This is a genomic window from Actinoplanes sp. NPDC051475 (assembly GCF_040689425.1).
Lineage (GTDB): Bacteria > Actinomycetota > Actinomycetes > Mycobacteriales > Micromonosporaceae > Actinoplanes.
On record NZ_JBFAZZ010000017.1, the window covers coordinates 137498 to 153251 of the forward strand.

The 15754-nt window shown below is 71.9% G+C and carries 15 protein-coding genes; 10 read left to right on the forward strand and 5 right to left on the reverse strand.

Annotated elements, in window-relative coordinates; genetic code table 11:
- Positions 1-191: 191 nt before the first annotated feature.
- Positions 192-848 carry a methyltransferase domain-containing protein gene (locus AB0368_RS30450; RefSeq protein WP_366157450.1) on the forward strand — a complete coding sequence of 219 codons (657 nt, stop codon included), beginning with the start codon at positions 192-194 and terminating at the stop codon, positions 846-848.
- On the opposite strand, the gene AB0368_RS30455 is transcribed toward AB0368_RS30450, so the two are convergent.
- Positions 835-1857 (reverse strand): hypothetical protein, encoded by a 1023-nt coding sequence (locus tag AB0368_RS30455; RefSeq protein ID WP_366157451.1) that lies wholly within the window; start codon positions 1855-1857, stop codon positions 835-837. The genes AB0368_RS30450 and AB0368_RS30455 overlap by 14 nt on opposite strands.
- Positions 1854-3077 (reverse strand): MFS transporter, encoded by a 1224-nt coding sequence (locus AB0368_RS30460; protein WP_366157452.1) that lies wholly within the window; start codon positions 3075-3077, stop codon positions 1854-1856. The genes AB0368_RS30455 and AB0368_RS30460 overlap by 4 nt, the downstream gene beginning before the upstream one ends.
- Before the next feature lie 189 nt (positions 3078-3266).
- Between AB0368_RS30460 and AB0368_RS30465 the strand changes: the two genes are divergently transcribed.
- The 6 genes from AB0368_RS30465 to wecB all read left to right on the forward strand — a co-directional run bounded on the left by AB0368_RS30465 (position 3267) and on the right by wecB (position 9847).
- A complete protein-coding gene (locus AB0368_RS30465) occupies positions 3267-4109 on the forward strand; it encodes a glycosyltransferase (RefSeq protein ID WP_366157453.1) in 843 nt (280 codons plus the stop codon).
- Positions 4106-5023 carry a glycosyltransferase family 2 protein gene (locus AB0368_RS30470; RefSeq protein WP_366157454.1) on the forward strand — a complete coding sequence of 306 codons (918 nt, stop codon included), beginning with the start codon at positions 4106-4108 and terminating at the stop codon, positions 5021-5023. The genes AB0368_RS30465 and AB0368_RS30470 overlap by 4 nt, the downstream gene beginning before the upstream one ends.
- A 586-nt stretch (positions 5024-5609) precedes the next feature.
- Positions 5610-6653 carry a hypothetical protein gene (locus tag AB0368_RS30475; protein WP_366157455.1) on the forward strand — a complete coding sequence of 348 codons (1044 nt, stop codon included), beginning with the start codon at positions 5610-5612 and terminating at the stop codon, positions 6651-6653.
- Between the two features lie 5 nt (positions 6654-6658).
- Complete coding sequence (locus tag AB0368_RS30480) at positions 6659-7453, forward strand: WecB/TagA/CpsF family glycosyltransferase (RefSeq protein ID WP_366157456.1); 795 nt, start codon at positions 6659-6661, stop codon at positions 7451-7453.
- 10 nt (positions 7454-7463) lie between these two features.
- A complete protein-coding gene (locus tag AB0368_RS30485; protein WP_366157457.1) occupies positions 7464-8720 on the forward strand; it encodes a nucleotide sugar dehydrogenase in 1257 nt (418 codons plus the stop codon).
- A 2-nt stretch (positions 8721-8722) separates the two neighbouring features.
- Positions 8723-9847, forward strand: coding sequence for a UDP-N-acetylglucosamine 2-epimerase (non-hydrolyzing) (wecB, locus tag AB0368_RS30490; protein ID WP_366157458.1), 1125 nt, complete (start codon positions 8723-8725; stop codon positions 9845-9847).
- Positions 9848-9889: 42 nt separating this feature from the next.
- On the opposite strand, the gene AB0368_RS30495 is transcribed toward wecB, so the two are convergent.
- The 3 genes from AB0368_RS30495 to rfbA all read right to left on the reverse strand — a co-directional run bounded on the left by AB0368_RS30495 (position 9890) and on the right by rfbA (position 13211).
- A complete protein-coding gene (locus AB0368_RS30495; protein WP_366157459.1) occupies positions 9890-11383 on the reverse strand; it encodes a sugar transferase in 1494 nt (497 codons plus the stop codon).
- A gap of 299 nt (positions 11384-11682) precedes the next feature.
- Positions 11683-12330 (reverse strand): dTDP-4-dehydrorhamnose 3,5-epimerase, encoded by a 648-nt coding sequence (gene rfbC, locus AB0368_RS30500; RefSeq protein WP_366157460.1) that lies wholly within the window; start codon positions 12328-12330, stop codon positions 11683-11685.
- Entirely contained in the window at positions 12327-13211 is an 885-nt protein-coding gene (rfbA, locus tag AB0368_RS30505; RefSeq protein ID WP_366157461.1) for a glucose-1-phosphate thymidylyltransferase RfbA, read from the reverse strand. The genes rfbC and rfbA overlap by 4 nt, the downstream gene beginning before the upstream one ends.
- A gap of 45 nt (positions 13212-13256) precedes the next feature.
- On the opposite strand from rfbA, the gene rfbB reads away from it, so the two are divergent.
- The 3 genes from rfbB to AB0368_RS30520 all read left to right on the forward strand — a co-directional run bounded on the left by rfbB (position 13257) and on the right by AB0368_RS30520 (position 15639).
- The gene (gene rfbB / locus AB0368_RS30510; protein WP_366157462.1) at positions 13257-14234 is read left to right on the forward strand and encodes a dTDP-glucose 4,6-dehydratase; all 978 of its coding nucleotides are present in this window, start codon (positions 13257-13259) and stop codon (positions 14232-14234) included.
- The gene (gene rfbD / locus AB0368_RS30515; RefSeq protein ID WP_366157512.1) at positions 14234-15079 is read left to right on the forward strand and encodes a dTDP-4-dehydrorhamnose reductase; all 846 of its coding nucleotides are present in this window, start codon (positions 14234-14236) and stop codon (positions 15077-15079) included. The genes rfbB and rfbD overlap by 1 nt, the downstream gene beginning before the upstream one ends.
- 143 nt (positions 15080-15222) lie before the next feature.
- Positions 15223-15639 carry a hypothetical protein gene (locus tag AB0368_RS30520; protein ID WP_366157463.1) on the forward strand — a complete coding sequence of 139 codons (417 nt, stop codon included), beginning with the start codon at positions 15223-15225 and terminating at the stop codon, positions 15637-15639.
- Positions 15640-15754: the final 115 nt, after the last annotated feature.

The window sequence follows — 15754 nt, forward strand, 5'->3', positions numbered from 1 at the left end:
TCGGCTTGTGCACAAAGGCGGACTGTACCGGCGCTTCACAGCGCGCAGGAGAACCGTGAGTACCGATCAATGTGCCACATTGGTCAGACGGGTGCTCCGGCCGGACGAAAAGCGGCGCCACGGTGTCGGATCGGCGACCGGAAGCGCGGCGGACCCTTGGGCCCGGTCCGGCGGCGGGCTAGGGTCCGCGCATGGTTTCGCAGTCCATTCGGGAACGTGTGGTCGACCGCAACGAGTCCTGGGGCGGCCGGCGCCGGGCGCGCCGGTGGGAGTGGCTCGTGCGGGTCTTCCCCGACCTCGCCCAGATGTCGGTGATCGACCTCGGTGGGGACGCGGGGACCTGGACGCGGTCGCCGCTGCATCCGAAGCATGTGCACGTCGTCAACATCGACACGCCGCCGGCCGAGGTGCCCGACTGGATCACCGTCGACACGGGCGACGCGTGCGCGCTGCCGGAACGGATCGCCGCCGGCCGCTACGACCTCGTCTTCTCGAACTCCGTCATCGAGCACGTCGGCGGGCACGAGCGGCGGCTGCGATTCGCCGAGTCGGTGCATCGGCTCGCGCCCGCGCATTGGGTGCAGACGCCGTACCGATATTTCCCGGTGGAGCCGCACTGGATCGCGCCCGGAATGCAGTTCCTGCCGGTCCGCGCGCGGGCGGTGGTCGCCCGCCGCTGGCCGCTGGCGCACGTGCGCTCCGCCGACCTGCGCGACGCGCTGACCGGCGTGCTCTGGACCGAGCTGCTCGACCGCAGCCAGATGCGGTACTACTTCCCGGATTCGGAGCTGCTCAGCGAGCGGCTCGCCGGGCTGACGAAGTCGCTGATCTCGGTCAGGAAGGGCTGACCACCGCGGGGGACCACGCGTCCGGCACGAGTACCCGCGGTTGCCCCGTGCCGTCGGCGGGCACCGCCCAGACGTCGCTGGTGGCGGCGCCGGAGGCGGCGGTCCGCGGCAGCCCGTAGAGGATGGTCGAGTCGTCGAGCCACACCACCTGGTCGTCGACGCTGCGCGTCTCGGCCAGCACGGTCTCGGCCCCGGTGCGCAGGTCGTACACGGCCAGCCGCCAGCGCCCGGCCGGCAGGTCGCCGTGCTTCTTGAAGCCGATGCGGATGCCGTCCGGCGACAGCGACGGGCATTCGACGTCGGCTCGCACGGCCGTCATCCGGCGCCCCGAGACGGTGCCGCGGACCAGCCAGGTCCGGCCGCCCGTCGCCGCGGTGGCGTAGAACGTGTCGTCGTCGCCGGCGAACGTGACGCCCCAGAAGTTGCGGTCCGCGCTGGTCACGGCTCGGCCGTCCACCTCGAGCCGGAACTTCTCCAGTTCCGCGTGCCGGCCGTCGCCGATCCTGGTGACCGTGGTCCGCGTCGAGAACTGGCCGGGGCTCGCGTACGAGTCGCCGTAGACGAACGTCGTCGTGGCCGCCAGGGCGCCGTCGCGAGACAGACGGGCCCGGCTCGGCAGGCCGGTCAGCGGCAGCTCCCCGGCCGGTGCCCAGCCGGCGCCCAGCACCTGCGCCCGGTAGGTGTTGGTGATGCCTCGGCGCGCGGACAGGCACACCGAGCGCGTGGTGACCGCGTACACCCGCTCGCACGACACCTCGGTCAGGGCGCGTGGGCCGTCCGGAGCGGTCACCGGCACCAGCGCGAGCCGGCCGTACCCCTCGCCGAGAGCGGTGTTGCGGAAGACGAGGTGCGGAGCCGCCATGACCGTCGCGAGATCGGCGCGGGGTGCGCCCGGCGTCGAGTTGGCTGCCGCCTGCCGCTGCCGGACTCGCAGGACGTACCCGCCGGCCGCGATGAGGAGGATCAGCACTGTGCCGGCCAGGACCGCCAGCCGGATCCGGCCGCTCACGCGGTGGCCTCCGCCGGACGCAGCAACCACCAGGCCACCGGTAGGGCGGCTGCGAGCAGGGCGGCGACGAGCAGCAGCGCGTCGGCCCGGCCGATCAGGGTCCAGAGGCCGCCGAAGCCGATCGCGGCGGCGAAACGGGTGAGCGAGACGACGGTCTGGGCCGCCGCGATCCCGCTGCCTCTCGCCTCGGCGCTGACCAACCGGCTGACGAGGGCGGCGAGGACGCCGTCGGTGGCGGCGTAGAAGGTGCCGAGCAGCAGCAGGACGGCCACCGTCGCGGCGATACCGCCGAACGGCCCGCCGGCTGCCACGTAGGCGGCGACCAGGGCGAGGTGACCGCCCACGAGCACCCGGGCCCGGCCGATGCGGTCGGCCAGCCGGCCCAGCGGCAGGGCCAGCGCGAGGTATGCGACGTTGGTGCCCACGTACAGCAGGGGAAAGAAGCGGGCGGCGAGGTCGTCACGCTGCTGCACCGCGAGGTAGAGGAACCCGTCGCCGACGGTCAGCACGCCCAGCAGGGCGGTCGCGGCGAGGGGACGCCGCAGGCGCGCCCGGCCGACCTCCTGGACCACCCGGCGCAGCCGGATCCGTGCCTCCCCGCCGATCCGCAGATCGGGCACGAACAGGACCAGGACGGTGAACCCGACGACGCCGAAGGCGAAGGACGTGACGAACACCGAGCCGTAGCTGCCCGGCACGACCATGAGCAACGCGAAGGCGGCCAGCGGGCCGAGCACGGCGCCGACCGTGTCGAGGGTGCGGTGCACGCCGAACGCCCGCCCGAGCGTGGCCGGGTCGGACGCTCCGGCGATCAGCGCGTCCCGCGGGGCGGTCCGCAGGCCCTTGCCGAGACGGTCGGCGGTGATCACGGCCGTGACGGCGGCGAACCCGTGGGCCGGCAGCAGGGCGATCCGGCTGAGCGCCGAGACGCCGTACCCGATCGCCGCGATCCGCTTCGGACGGCCGCCGCGGTCGCCGGCGTAGCCGCCGGCGATCCGGACCACCGCGCTCACTCCCTGGTAGAGGCCGTCGACGAAGCCGTACGCGAGGTAGCCGAGTCCGACCTGGGCGGTGAGGTACAGCGGAAGCACCGCGGCGACCATCTCCGAGGAGACATCGGTGAGCATGCTGACGACGCCGAGCAGCAGCACGGTCGTCGCCACCCGGCCGCCGTGCCCGTCCGCCGGGGACGCGGGCCGGTTGCGCATCGAGACGTACACGGATCGCCCCGCCTCCCTCTGCTGACTCGTCGGACCCCCATCGATACGCGCGAGGGGTGATCGCCGCACTCGTCCGTGTGGACGAAGCGCCACCGCCGACGGTCCTTCCACGATGGCCGTCCGGCGCGTCCTGGGACCGGGATCCGACAGTGGGTGGTGCGCGTGCGTGGTCGTGGAGATACTTCGTGCGTGATCAGCGTAGTGGTCCCCGCGCACGACGAGGCGCCGGTCATCGGCCGGCTCCTGCGCGGGCTGCTGGCCGGCGCGCGCCCCGGCGAACTCGAGATCATCGTCGTGCCGAACGGCTGCACCGACGACACCGAGCGGGTCGCCCGGTCGTTCGGCGATGCCGTCGAGGTGGTGCCGCTGACCCGCGCCGGCAAGTACGCCGCGTTGCGCGCCGGGGACGACCGGGCCACCGGCGCCGAGGTCGTCTACGTCGACGCCGACGTGGAGATCGGCGCGGCCGACGTGCGCCGCCTGGCTTTCGCCCTGCACGAGTCCGGAGTGCTGGCGGTCGCCCCGGAACGGGTCGTCGCGACCGGGCGCTCCTCCTGGCCGGTGCGCTGGTACTACGACTTCTGGCAGGAGCTGCCGGTGGTACGCGAGGGGCTGTTCGGCCGCGGCGTGATCGCGGTCGCGCCGGAGGCCCGGCGGCGGCTGCGCGCGCTGCCCGAGGTGATGGGTGACGACCTCGCCGCGTCGGTCGCGTTCACCCCGGCCGAGCGGCGGGTGGTGCCCGGAACCCGGGTCGTGGTGCACGCGCCGCGAACCCTGGGCGATCTCCTGCGCCGCCGCGTCCGGTCGGTCACCGCGACGACCCAGTTGCAGCAGGTCTCGCAGGGCGCGGTGGACTCCGCGCGTACGACCCGTGCGGACCTGGTCCGGGTCGTCCGCGGGCGGCCGTCGGCGGCGCCGAAGTTGGTGGTGTTCCTGGCCGTCACCGTGGTCACCCGCCGGCGTGCGCGCCGTCCGATCCGCTCCGGCGACTTCACGACGTGGCTGCGTGACGAGAGCAGCCGCGCGGCATGAGCGCCGGCGCGCCGACGGTGGCCGTGGTCGTGGTGACGTACAACAGTGCCGCCGTCCTGCCGGGGCTGCTGAGCTCGCTGGATGACGGCCTGCGGGGCCTGTCCTGGCATCTCACCGTCGCTGACAACGCCTCGGCCGACGACAGCGTGGCTGTCGCCCGCCGGATGGTGCCCGGGTGCCGCATCGTGCAGACCGGGCGCAATGCCGGGTACGCCGCCGCGTTCAACGCCGCGGTGCGGGATGCGGAGCCGTACGACGCCGTGTTGCTCCTCAACCCGGACGTACGACTGAGCGCCGGATCGGGGGCAACGCTGGTGGCCCGGCTCGGCGGGGACGGCGCGCAGCGCGTCGGCATCGCCGTGCCGCGCATCCTCGACGAGGACGGCGGTGTGGCCCTTTCGCTGCGCCGCGAACCGACCGTCTCCCGCGCCCTCGGCGAGGCGCTGCTCGGTCAGCGCGCCGGGCGGATCGCGGGGCTCGGCGAGACGGTCGTCGACCGCGACGCCTATTTCCGGGACGGCACAGTGGACTGGGCGACCGGCGCCGTCATGCTGATCTCCCGTGCTTGCCTCGAATCCTGCGGACCGTGGGAGGAGCGGTTCTTCCTGTACTCCGAGGAGACCGAGTTCGCGCTGCGAGCCCGCGACCACGGCTTCCTGACCGCCCTGGTGGCCGACGCCGAGGTGGTGCACATCGGCGGGGAGTCGCGGGTGTCGCCGGCGCTCTGGAGCCTGCTGACCGTCAACCGTGTCCGGCTGTTCAGGATGCGCCACTCTCGACCTGCCACCGCGCTCTTCTGGTCGGTGGTCCTGCTCCGCGAGGCGTCGCGGGCGGCGCTGGGCCATCCTCGGAGCCGCCGCGCCGTCGCCGCGCTCGTACGCCCGAAGCGGCTGCCCTTCCCGCCGGCGTCCTAGCCGGCCCTTTTCGTTCGCGTGCCGTTAACGCGCCATTCCACGACCATTCTCGGCGGCCGCCGGAAGGGTGACCCGCGCCGATCCGGTCCGCCCGGCGGGCATTGGCCGTTCCGAGGATCGGAACCGACCCGGTCGGTCGGAGATATCGGAAGGCGCCGAGCGAAACGGTCAGCACGCCATGTCGGCTAGGCGTCACACCTTCCGGCGGCCCGACCGTCCTCAGTAGCCTCGCAGACGGCTCCTCGGTTTCCGTGGCGGGCCGGCGCTCCGGGCGTCTGTCCTCGCTGTCGATGCCGTCTGCCCTAGTTGCCGGAATCGCTTACCAGCCAACGGGAATGCGGCTTTTCTCACCTCCGCCGCCCGGACGCCGCTCGGATGTCCTGTATGGACGCCGGTCACGTCCTCCGCCGCCCTCCGGAAGGACGACATGACGCCAGCACCCGCGAGATTCGCCCACCTCGACGGTGAGACCGGCGAGCTGACGAAGCGCCTCATCGCTCTCGCTTCGCGCGGACTGCCCGAAATGTATCGCGTGGATACCGACGAATTCGCCTTTACACGTACGTTCACCACAACGAATGGCCGCGTGACCTCGCGACTGGCCGGCACCAGCCTGCGCTATGCCGCAATTGTGGCCCTGGGGGCGTCCTGGTTGCCGGCCGAGGCGCAGCCCCCGTTGCTGGGCGGTCACCGGCTCGACGACTTCGTCGCCCTGCTCGTGGAGCGGCAGGCGGCCAGCAGCAACCTGGGCGACATCGCCCTGATCGCCTGGAGCGCCGCCCAGGCCGGTCACCCGCTCCTGCCGGACGCGATACGGCGGCTGCGCGAGTTCGACCGGCGGACCGCGCCGGAGTACGTCGTCGAGAGCGCCTGGGTCGTGTCGGCGCTGGCCGAGGCCCGCGCCCGGCTCGACGTCGAGGAGCAGCTGGCCCACGCCCGGCGGCGGCTGCTCGGCAGTGTCGCCCCGGGCAGCCCGGTGTTCCCCCACGCCACCGGGCGCGGGCTGGTGAAGTCCTACCGCGACCACGTGGCCTGCTTCGCCGATCAGGTCTACCCGGTGCAGGCGCTCGCCCGGCTGCACCACTCCGGCGACGACCCCGCGGCCCTCGCCGCGGCCCGCACCACCGCGGAGCAGATCTGCCGCCTCCAGGGGCCCGGCGGGCAGTGGTGGTGGCACTACGACGCTCGCACCGGCGACGTCATCGAGGGCTACCCGGTCTACTCGGTGCACCAGCACGCGATGGCGCCGATGGCTCTGCTCGACCTGACGGAGGCGGGCGGCGGCGACTACGGCGAGCCGATCCGCCGCGGCCTGCGCTGGCTGCTGCGCCCCGGTGAGCTGGGCGCCGCCGGGGAGCCGATGCTGCTCGACGACGAGGGGCTGACCGTCCGCAAGGTCTACCGGGGCGACCCCCGCAAGATCGTCCGGGGCCTGCACACGGTCACGACGCGCGCCCGCTGCGGACTTCGCCTGCCGGTCATCGACCGGGTGTACCGGCCGACCTCGCTCGACCGGGAGTGCCGGCCGTACGAGTTCGGCTGGCTCCTCTTCGCGTGGCTGGCGACCCTCGACACCCCGGCCGGCGCCCCGTCGGCCGGTCCGCAGGCCTCCGACCGCAAGGGACGGTGACGGCAATGGAGGCGCACCACCTGGTCGGGCGGGGACGCCCGCGGCAGGACCTCTTCGGCGTACCCCTGGACGCGCTCACCCTCGGCGAGACCGTGCAGGCCTGCATGGATGCGGTCGAACGCGGCGAACTCCTCGAGGTCGGCGTGGTCAACGCCGCGAAGATCGTCAAGATGCGCCACGACGCGGCCCTGCGCGACGCGGTGCTGGGCTGCGACCTCATCGTCGCGGACGGCCAGTCCGTGGTGTGGGCCGGCCGGGTGCTGAACCGCCGGCTGCCCGAGCGGGTGGCCGGCATCGACCTGTTCCAGCGCCTGCTCTACATGGCGGAGGTGCAGGGCCGATCCGTCTACTTCCTCGGCGCCCGCCCCGAGGTGCTCGAGCGCATGGTCGAGCGCATCCAGGCCCAGCACCCCGCCCTGCGGATCGCTGGGAGCCACCACGGCTACTACACCGACGCCGAGACCTCCGCGGTCGCCGACGCCATCAAGGGCAGCGGCGCCGATCTGCTGTTTCTCGGCATGACCTCGCCGAAGAAGGAAGTCTTCGTGGCCACCCACGGGGCGCGTACCGGCGCCAAGGTGGTGCACGGGGTGGGGGGCTCCTTCGACGTGCTGGCCGGGGTGATCAAGCGTGCCCCCCTGGTCTGGCAGCGGATGGGCTGCGAGTGGCTGTACCGAGTCCTGCAGGAGCCGCGCCGTCTCGGCGGCCGCTACCTGACCACCAACGTCGCCTTCGTCCGGCTCGTCGCGCTCGAGTGGGCGCGATCCGGGCGATCCGCGCCGGCCGGCAAGACCGACTGAGGGGACAGCCATGCGAGTCGTCATCGCCGGCCAGGGGTACGTCGGGCTGCCGCTGGCCGTCCGAGCCGCCGAGGTCGGCCACGAGGTGGTCGGGTACGACGTCGACACCGTCCGCGTCGGCCGTCTGGCGCGGGGCGAGTCGTACGTGGAGGACGTCCCGCCCGAGCGGCTGCGCGCCGTCCTCGCCGGGGGATCGTTCCGGCCCAGCACCGACCCCGCGGACTGCGCCGGGTTCGACGTGGCCCTGATCACCGTGCCCACCCCGTTGCGCGACGGCGTCCCGGACCTGTCGTACGTCGAGGCCTGCGCCGAGCTGCTCGCCCGTCATCTGCGCCCGGGCGCCACCGTGGTGCTGGAGTCGACCACGTACCCGGGCACCACGGAGGAGGTGGTCGGGCCGATCCTCGAGAAGGCCTCCGGCCTGACCGCCGGCACCGACTTCGCGCTCGGCTTCAGCCCCGAGCGCATAGACCCGGGCAATCCCAGCTGGAACGTCGTCAACACGCCGAAGATCGTCTCCGGCGTGGACGAGACGTCGCTGATGCGGGTCAAGGCTTTCTACGACACGGTCGTGGACACCACGGTGACCGTGTCGTCCACGCGTGCGGCCGAGCTCGCCAAGCTCATCGAGAACACCTTCCGCCATGTCAACATCGCGCTGGTCAACGAGATCGCCATGATCTCGAACGACCTGGGCATCGACGTCTGGCAGGCGATCGACGCGGCGTCGACCAAGCCCTTCGGCTTCATGCGCTTCACCCCCGGCCCCGGCGTCGGTGGACACTGCCTGCCCATCGACCCCTCCTACCTGTCCTGGCGGGTGCAGCGTGCCCTCGGCCAGAGCTTCCGGTTCGTCGACCTCGCGAACGACATCAACAATCACATGCCCGACTACGTGGTACGCCGGCTCATCGACGCGCTCAACCGCCGGCAGCGCTCGGTCTCCGGGAGCCGGATCCTGCTGCTCGGGCTGGCGTACAAGAAGAACACGGGGGACGCCCGTGAGTCGCCGGCGCTCCGGATAGTGCAGCTGTTGCGGCAGATGGGCGCGGAGGTGCGGGTGGCGGATCCGCACGTGGTCGAGGCCGTGCACGGGGCGCCCGACCTCACCATGGTCGCGCTGACCGCCGAGGAGCTGCGCAGCGCCGACGCCGTGGTGCTGCTCGCCGACCATGACGAGTTCGACTACGACCTCATCGGCAGCGAGGCGAAGTGCCTGCTCGACACCCGGCGGCGGCTGCACGGCCCCGCGGTCGAGGTGATCTGAGCGTGCCCCGGATCGTCTGTGTGGCCGGCGCCCGGCCCAACTTCATGAAGGTCAAGCCGGTCATGGACGCGCTCGAGGCGCGCGGCGCGGAGGTGGTGCTGGTCCACACCGGCCAGCACTACGACGCCGCGATGAACGACGTGTTCTTCGCGGACCTCGGCCTGCGCCCGCCGGACCGCCACCTCGGCACCGGGTCGGGTACGCACGCGGAGCAGACCGCCCGGGTGATGACCGCGTTCGAGCCGGTCGTCGGCGAGCTCGCCCCGGACGCTGTCGTCGTGGTCGGCGACGTCACCTCGACGCTGGCCTGCGCCCTGGTCGCCGCCAAGGCCGGGGTGCCGGTCGGCCACGTCGAGGCCGGCCTGCGCAGCCGCGACTGGAGCATGCCCGAGGAGGTCAACCGGGTCGTCACCGACCGGCTCAGCGACCTGCTGTTCGCACCGTCGCCGGACGGCGTCGACAACCTGCGGGCCGAGGGGTACCACGACGATCAGATCCACCTGGCCGGCAACGTCATGATCGACACGCTGTACGCGAACCTCGAACGGGCGCTGGCCTCCGACGCGCTGCACCGCCACGGGCTCACTGCCGGCGGGTACGCGCTGGCGACGCTGCACCGCCCGGCCAACGTGGACGACACCGGCATGCTCGGCGGGCTGGTGCGCGCACTCGGCGAGGTGGCCCGCAGACTGCCGGTCGTCCTGCCCGTGCACCCCCGTACCGCCGTACGGCTGGAGCAAGTCGGCCTGCCCGGCGGCATCCGGCTGGTGCCGCCGGCCGGCTATCTCGACTTCATCGCGCTGCAGGCGTCGGCCCGGCTGGTGCTGACCGATTCGGGCGGGGTGCAGGAGGAGACGACCGCGCTCGGCGTGCCGTGCCTGACCATGCGCGACTCGACCGAGCGGCCGATCACCCTCACCGAGGGCACCAACGTCCTCGTCGGGCGCGACCCGGGGCGGATCGTCGCCATCGCCGAGCGGGTCCTCGCGGGCCCGCCGGTCAAGCGTTCGCCGGCCCTCTGGGACGGCCACGCGGGCGCCCGCATCGCCGAAGCGCTGTTGGCCCACCTGGCCGCGCCGGCCCGGCCGCGTCCGACCGACGCGCGCGGCTTGATGACCGCCGCCTGAACGACACCCGCCCGGAACGGGCCGGGTGGCGGCCGGCGCCGGTCAGTACGCGCCGGAGCTGCGGAGGACCGCGGTGACCGTCCGGGCCAGGATGGCAAGATCCATGGTCAGCGACCAGTTCTCCACGTACGTCAGATCCAGCCGGATCGACTCCTCCCAGGACAGGTCGGAGCGACCGGATACCTGCCAAAGGCCCGTCAGTCCGGGCTTGACGACGAGCCGCCTGCGCATGTCCGCCGGGTATCCGGCGACCTCCCGGGCGAGCGGCGGCCGCGGACCCACCAGGGACATGTCGCCCTTGACGACGTTCACCAGCTGAGGGAGCTCGTCGAGCGAGAACCGCCGCAGCCAGCGGCCCACCGGCGTGACGCGCGGGTCCCGGCGCATCTTGAACAGGGCGCCGTCGGTGTCGTTGAGGTTGCGCAGCTCGATCAGGCGGGTCTCGGCGTCGGCGTGCATGGTCCGGAACTTGTAGAGGGTGAACGGCCTGCCGTGCCTGCCCACCCGCTCCTGCCGGAAGATCGCCGGGCCGCGGCCGCCGCCGACCCGGATCAGGACCGCGATCAGCGCCAGCAGGGGAGCGGCGAGGACGAGCAGCGCCAGCGCTCCCACCCGGTCGAAGGTCGCCTTGACGAGACGGGCGCTGCCCTTGAGCCGGGGATGCTCGACGTGCAGCATCGGCAGGCCGTCCACCGGGCGGATCGTCGTGCGGTCGCCGGCGACGTCGACGAGGGTGCTGGCCACGATCAGATCGATCTCGTCGCGTTCCAGCCGCCAGGCGAGCTGGCGCAGCGCTGTGCCGTCGATCTCCGGGCAGGACAGCACCACGACGGTGTCCGCGCCGGAGCGGTTGACCGCCGAGGCGACCCCGTCGAAGGTGCCGTAGAGGGGCGGTAGCCCCGGGGAGAAGCCTTCGGTGGGCCGGCCGGACGGCAGGCACGCGCCGATGACGCCGAGGCCGTGGTGGCGCTCGCGGCGCAGCCGGCGGGCCATGTCGGCGACGGCGCGTTCGTGGCCCACCAGGATGACCCGATGCAGCCGCTCGCCCCGGGCCCACGAACGGTGCAGATTCTGCCGGAAGACGTACCGGGCACCGAGATCGACGACGACGGCCAGCGGCATGGCGATGATGACGTAACCCCGGGCCAGCCGCAGATCGAACGAAAAGGAAATAATTGCCAGGCCGGCGGTCAGCGCCAATCCTGATCTGAATACCCGGGCGTACTCGTCGGTGCCGACGAACAGATGCCGCGGCTCGTTCGCCCGACTGACCGCCAGGCAGGCGATCCACGCGACCGGTACGAGCAGCGTAAGCATCAGATATCCGCGCATGTACGGTTCCCGGCCGGTCGGGCCGAATCGCAGAACCAAGGCCAGGCATGAGGCGCAGAGCCCTACCAGAAAGTCGATGAGGTAGAGCGTCAGGGCGTACCGGCCCTGCCAGCCGGCGCGGACGCGACCGGCCGAATTGTTGCCGTCGAACGGTAAAGATGTGTCATTGATGTCCAGTGCCGACACCGGTTCGATCGTCTGCACGCCTTGCCCCCGTCATTACTCGCCGTCAACCCGAGGTCCGTTGTTCCGCGCCATGCCGGACGTGCCCGATCAGCCGGTTCCACCGGCCGTCGGGGAGTCTGTTACCGGCGCGTGCCGTGGGTACGTGAGAAGACTTCCGAACTCCCACCCGTTCGCGCTTCACCTTTCCGTTCGGGAGGAATGGCGAATCGGAGGAGGGGCGAAGCTATAAGGGCACAAGGTGGTCAGAACGGACCAAGCAGATTCGGCGTCCAAAGTGCACACCATGGCGTGAATGGACAGCCTCCGTCGACCGTCTACTACGGATAATGGCGGGGGTCAATCGGCTGCCGCGGACGAATTCCGTCCGAATTCCGACGCCGCTCCCCGACATATGTCGAGCAAGCGTCGTAGCGGGGCAGCAGGCCGGCGGCGCGAGCCTGCGCCAGGGTCGGCGCGGTTGCGTCCTTCGTGGACAAATCCGGTCGGGCGGCCGGCCAGGCGATGCCCAGCTCCGGATCGAGCGGATGGATGCCGTGCTCGTGCCCGGGCCGGTAGGTGGACGAGCACAGGTACGCCACAGTGGCGTTCTCGGTCAGCGCACAGAAGCCGTGCCCGAGCCCCTCGGCGACATACACGGCCCGCCGGTCCGCGTCGTCGAGCGGCACCGCCTCCCAGGTGCCGTACGTAGGGGAGCCGACCCGGATGTCCACCACCACGTCGAGTACCGCCCCCGCGACGCAGGTGACGTACTTGGCCTGTCCCGGTGGTACGTCGGCGAAATGGATGCCCCGGACGACGCCCCGCGCGGAGGTCGAGAGGTTCGCCTGGGCGAGGTCCAGCGGATGGCCCACGGCGGCGGCCAGCGCGTCGAACCGGTACCACTCCAGGAAGCTGCCGCGGCCGTCGCGGTGCTGCACCGGGGTGACCTCGTACGCGCCCTCGATGCTCAGCGAGCGGACCTTCACCGGACCCCGCCGAACCGGCCGGCGTCCAGCAGCCGCACCAGATACTCGCCGTACCCGCTCTTCAGCAACGGCCCGGCGACCTCGCGCAGCTGCTCGTCGGAGATGAAGCCCAGCCGCCAGGCCGCCTCCTCGACGCACCCGATCTTCAGGCCCTGCCGCTCCTCGATGACCCGTACGTACTCGGATGCCTGCACCATCGACTGGAACGTGCCGGTGTCGAGCCACACCGTGCCCCGGTCCAGGACGGTCACGGTGAGCCGGCCCTGGCGCAGGTACTCCTCGTTCACCGCAGTGATCTCCAGCTCCCCGCGGAGGCTCGGCTCCAGCTTCTCCGCGATCCGGACCACGTCTGCGTCGTAGAAGTAGAGGCCGGGAACCACGTACGTGGATTTGGGCCGTTCCGGTTTCTCCTCGATGGACAGCACCCGGCCGGTGTCGTCGAACTCGACCACGCCGTAGCGCTGGGGATCCGCGACCGGGTAGGCGAAGACCCGCCCGCCGGCCGGTTCCCCGAAGCGGGCCAGCTGCCGGCCCAAGCCGACGCCGTGGAAGATGTTGTCACCGAGGATGAGGGCGACCGGCTGGTCGCCGATGAAGTCCGCGCCGATCCGGAACGCCTGGGCGATTCCCTCCGGTCTCGGTTGCTCCGCGTACGAAAGGGACAGCCCGAAGCGGCTCCCGTCACCGAGCAACCGCTGGAAATGCGGCCGGTCCCCGGGTGTCGTGATGACCAGGATCTCCTGGATCCCCGCGGAGACCAGTGTGGTCAGCGGGTAGTACACCATCGGTTTGTCGAAGATGGGCATGAGTTGTTTCGACATCGCCATCGTGATCGGCCACAGCCGCGAGCCGGTGCCACCGGCGAGCAAGATTCCGCGCACAACGGAAGACTAAGCAGAGTGGCGGTGGGACTACACTCGCCAGCCGTGCGGATTTTTGTCACCGGCGGCGCCGGATTCATCGGTTCGGCCTATGTCCGGGCCCTCCTGCAGGATGAGTACGCAGGTGCCGCCGGTGCCCGCGTGACTGTTCTGGACCTGTTGTCCTATTCCGGAAATCGCGCCAACCTGCCCGTGACGGACTCCCGACTCCACTTCGTGCAGGGCGACATCGCCGATTCCGCCCTTTTGCGCGAACTGCTTCCCGGCCACGACGTGGTGGTCCATTTCGCCGCGGAGTCCCACGTGGACCGGTCGATCGCCGGTGCCCTGCCGTTCGTCACCACCAATGTGCTAGGTACGCAGACACTGCTCGACGAGGCGCGGGCCGCCCGGATCGGCCGGTTCGTGCACGTCTCCACCGACGAGGTGTACGGCTCGATCGAGCGCGGCTCGTGGACCGAGACCTGGCCGCTCTCGCCGAACTCGCCGTACGCCGCCTCGAAGGCCGCATCCGACCTGCTGGCCCTGGCTGCCTACCGCACCCACGGCATGGATGTCGTGGTGACCCGCTGCTCCAACAACTACGGCCCGTACCAGTTCCCGGAGAAGGTCATCCCGCTGTTCGTCACCAACCTCCTGGACGGCAGGCAGGTGCCGCTCTACGGCGACGGCGGCAACATCCGCGACTGGTTGCACGTCACCGACCACTGCCGCGGCATCCAGCTGGTCCTCGAGAAGGGGAGGGCCGGCGAGGTCTACCACATCGGCGGCGGCACCGAGCTGACCAACCGGGAGCTCACCGGCCGGCTGCTCGACGCCTGCGGCGCCGGCTGGGACATGGTCCGGCCGGTGACGGACCGCAAGGGTCACGACCGCCGGTACTCGCTGGACATCACCAGGATCAGCGAGGAGCTCGGGTACGCGCCGCGGATCGGCCTGCCGGAGGGGCTGGCGTCCACGGTCGCCTGGTATCGCGACAACCGGGACTGGTGGGAGCCGCTCAAGGCGCGGGGCGCCGCCTGATGCGCTGGCTGGTCACCGGCGCCGGTGGCATGCTCGGCCGGGATCTGTGCACCGCCCTGGCCCGAGCGGGGGAGCGGGACGTGCTCGCGGCGAGCCGCTCCGACCTGGACGTCACCGACCCCGCGGCGGTCCGCGACGCCGTCTCCGGCGCCGACGTCGTGGTCAACACGGCGGCCTGGACCGACGTGGACGGCGCCGAGACCGCCGAGGAGGCGGCCACCGCGGTCAACGGCCATGCCGTGCAAAACCTTGCGACCGCAGCCGGCAAGCGCCTGATCCACCTCTCCACCGACTACGTCTTCGACGGCACCGCCGCGTCCCCGTACGCCGAGGACACGACCCAGGAGCCGGTCAACGCGTACGGGCGGGGAAAGGCGATCGGCGAACGAGCCGTCCTGGCGGCGGGTGGGTACGTCGTGCGGACCGCCTGGCTCTACGGGGAGCACGGCCCCAACTTCGTCCGCACCATGCTGCGGCTGGCCGCCGAGCGCGACACCGTCGACGTCGTCGACGACCAGTACGGGCCGCCTACGTGGTCGTACACCCTCGCCCGGCAACTGATGGCGCTCGCCGCCGCGGCCACGGCCGGTCGCGCCGCACCGGGCGCGTACCACGGCACCGCCGCCGGATCGACCACCTGGTACGGCCTCGCGCGGGCGGTCTTCGCCGAGGCCGGCCTCGATCCGGACCGCGTTTGCCCGACGACCAGCGACAGGTTCCGGCGCCCGGCCCGGCGGCCCGCGTACAGCGTGCTCGGCCACGACCGCTGGGCGGGAACGGGGGTCGCGCCGCTGCCGGACTGGCGGGCGATGCTCGGCGAGGCGATGCCGGTCCTGCTCCGCTGACGCTCGCCGCTGCGACCGTCAAGGTGGAGCCGCGGAGCGCAGCTTGGCCCGGACGTCGTCGGCGTCGGGGTGGCGTCGCCGAGCCGGTTCAAGCTGTACGCCTCGTTGTACCGGTCGCCGAGCTCTTGGAACAGCCCGATCGCTTGGAGGTAGCACGCGGCGGCCTCATCGTGGCCGGCCAGGTGCAGGTGGGCGTACCCGAGGCTGTCCAGGGTGTCGGCCTGGCCGCGGCGATCGTGCTGCAGGTGCTTGCCGGCGCCGTCGTAGTCGCCGAGATACGCGCACGCCCGGGCGAGGTCGCTGTGGGTACGGGCCTGCGCCGTCCGGTCGGCCAGCCGGTTCGCGGCGTCGAGACCGGCGCTCTGGGTGGCCACCAGATCGTGCCAGTGGCCGCGCCGTTCGAGGTACACCTTGACGGTGGCGGCGAGTTGCCAGACGTGCGCGTCGAAGCCGTACCTGGTGGCCAGCGCGACGACACCGAGCAGAACCGCGTGCTCGCGGGTGAACCAGTCCAGCGCCTGTGCGTGGGAGCCGACCGCGGCGAGGGTCACCCCGCGTAGCGGGGCCGGCGGCCGTGTGCACGTAGTGGTCGAGCACCCGGCGTACCGCCGCATCATCGGCGCGGCGCCGTCGTCCCGCCGCCGATCCCGGACACCACCAGACACCGCCAGACAG

Coding starts and splice junctions, on each gene's coding strand:
- rfbD (WP_366157512.1), top strand. CDS start 14,234: ATGCGCTGGCTGGTCACCGGCGCCGGTGGCATGCTCGGCCGGGATCTG.
- AB0368_RS30450 (WP_366157450.1), top strand. CDS start 192: ATGGTTTCGCAGTCCATTCGGGAACGTGTGGTCGACCGCAACGAGTCC.
- AB0368_RS30485 (WP_366157457.1), top strand. CDS start 7,464: ATGCGAGTCGTCATCGCCGGCCAGGGGTACGTCGGGCTGCCGCTGGCC.
- AB0368_RS30480 (WP_366157456.1), top strand. CDS start 6,659: ATGGAGGCGCACCACCTGGTCGGGCGGGGACGCCCGCGGCAGGACCTC.
- AB0368_RS30470 (WP_366157454.1), top strand. CDS start 4,106: ATGAGCGCCGGCGCGCCGACGGTGGCCGTGGTCGTGGTGACGTACAAC.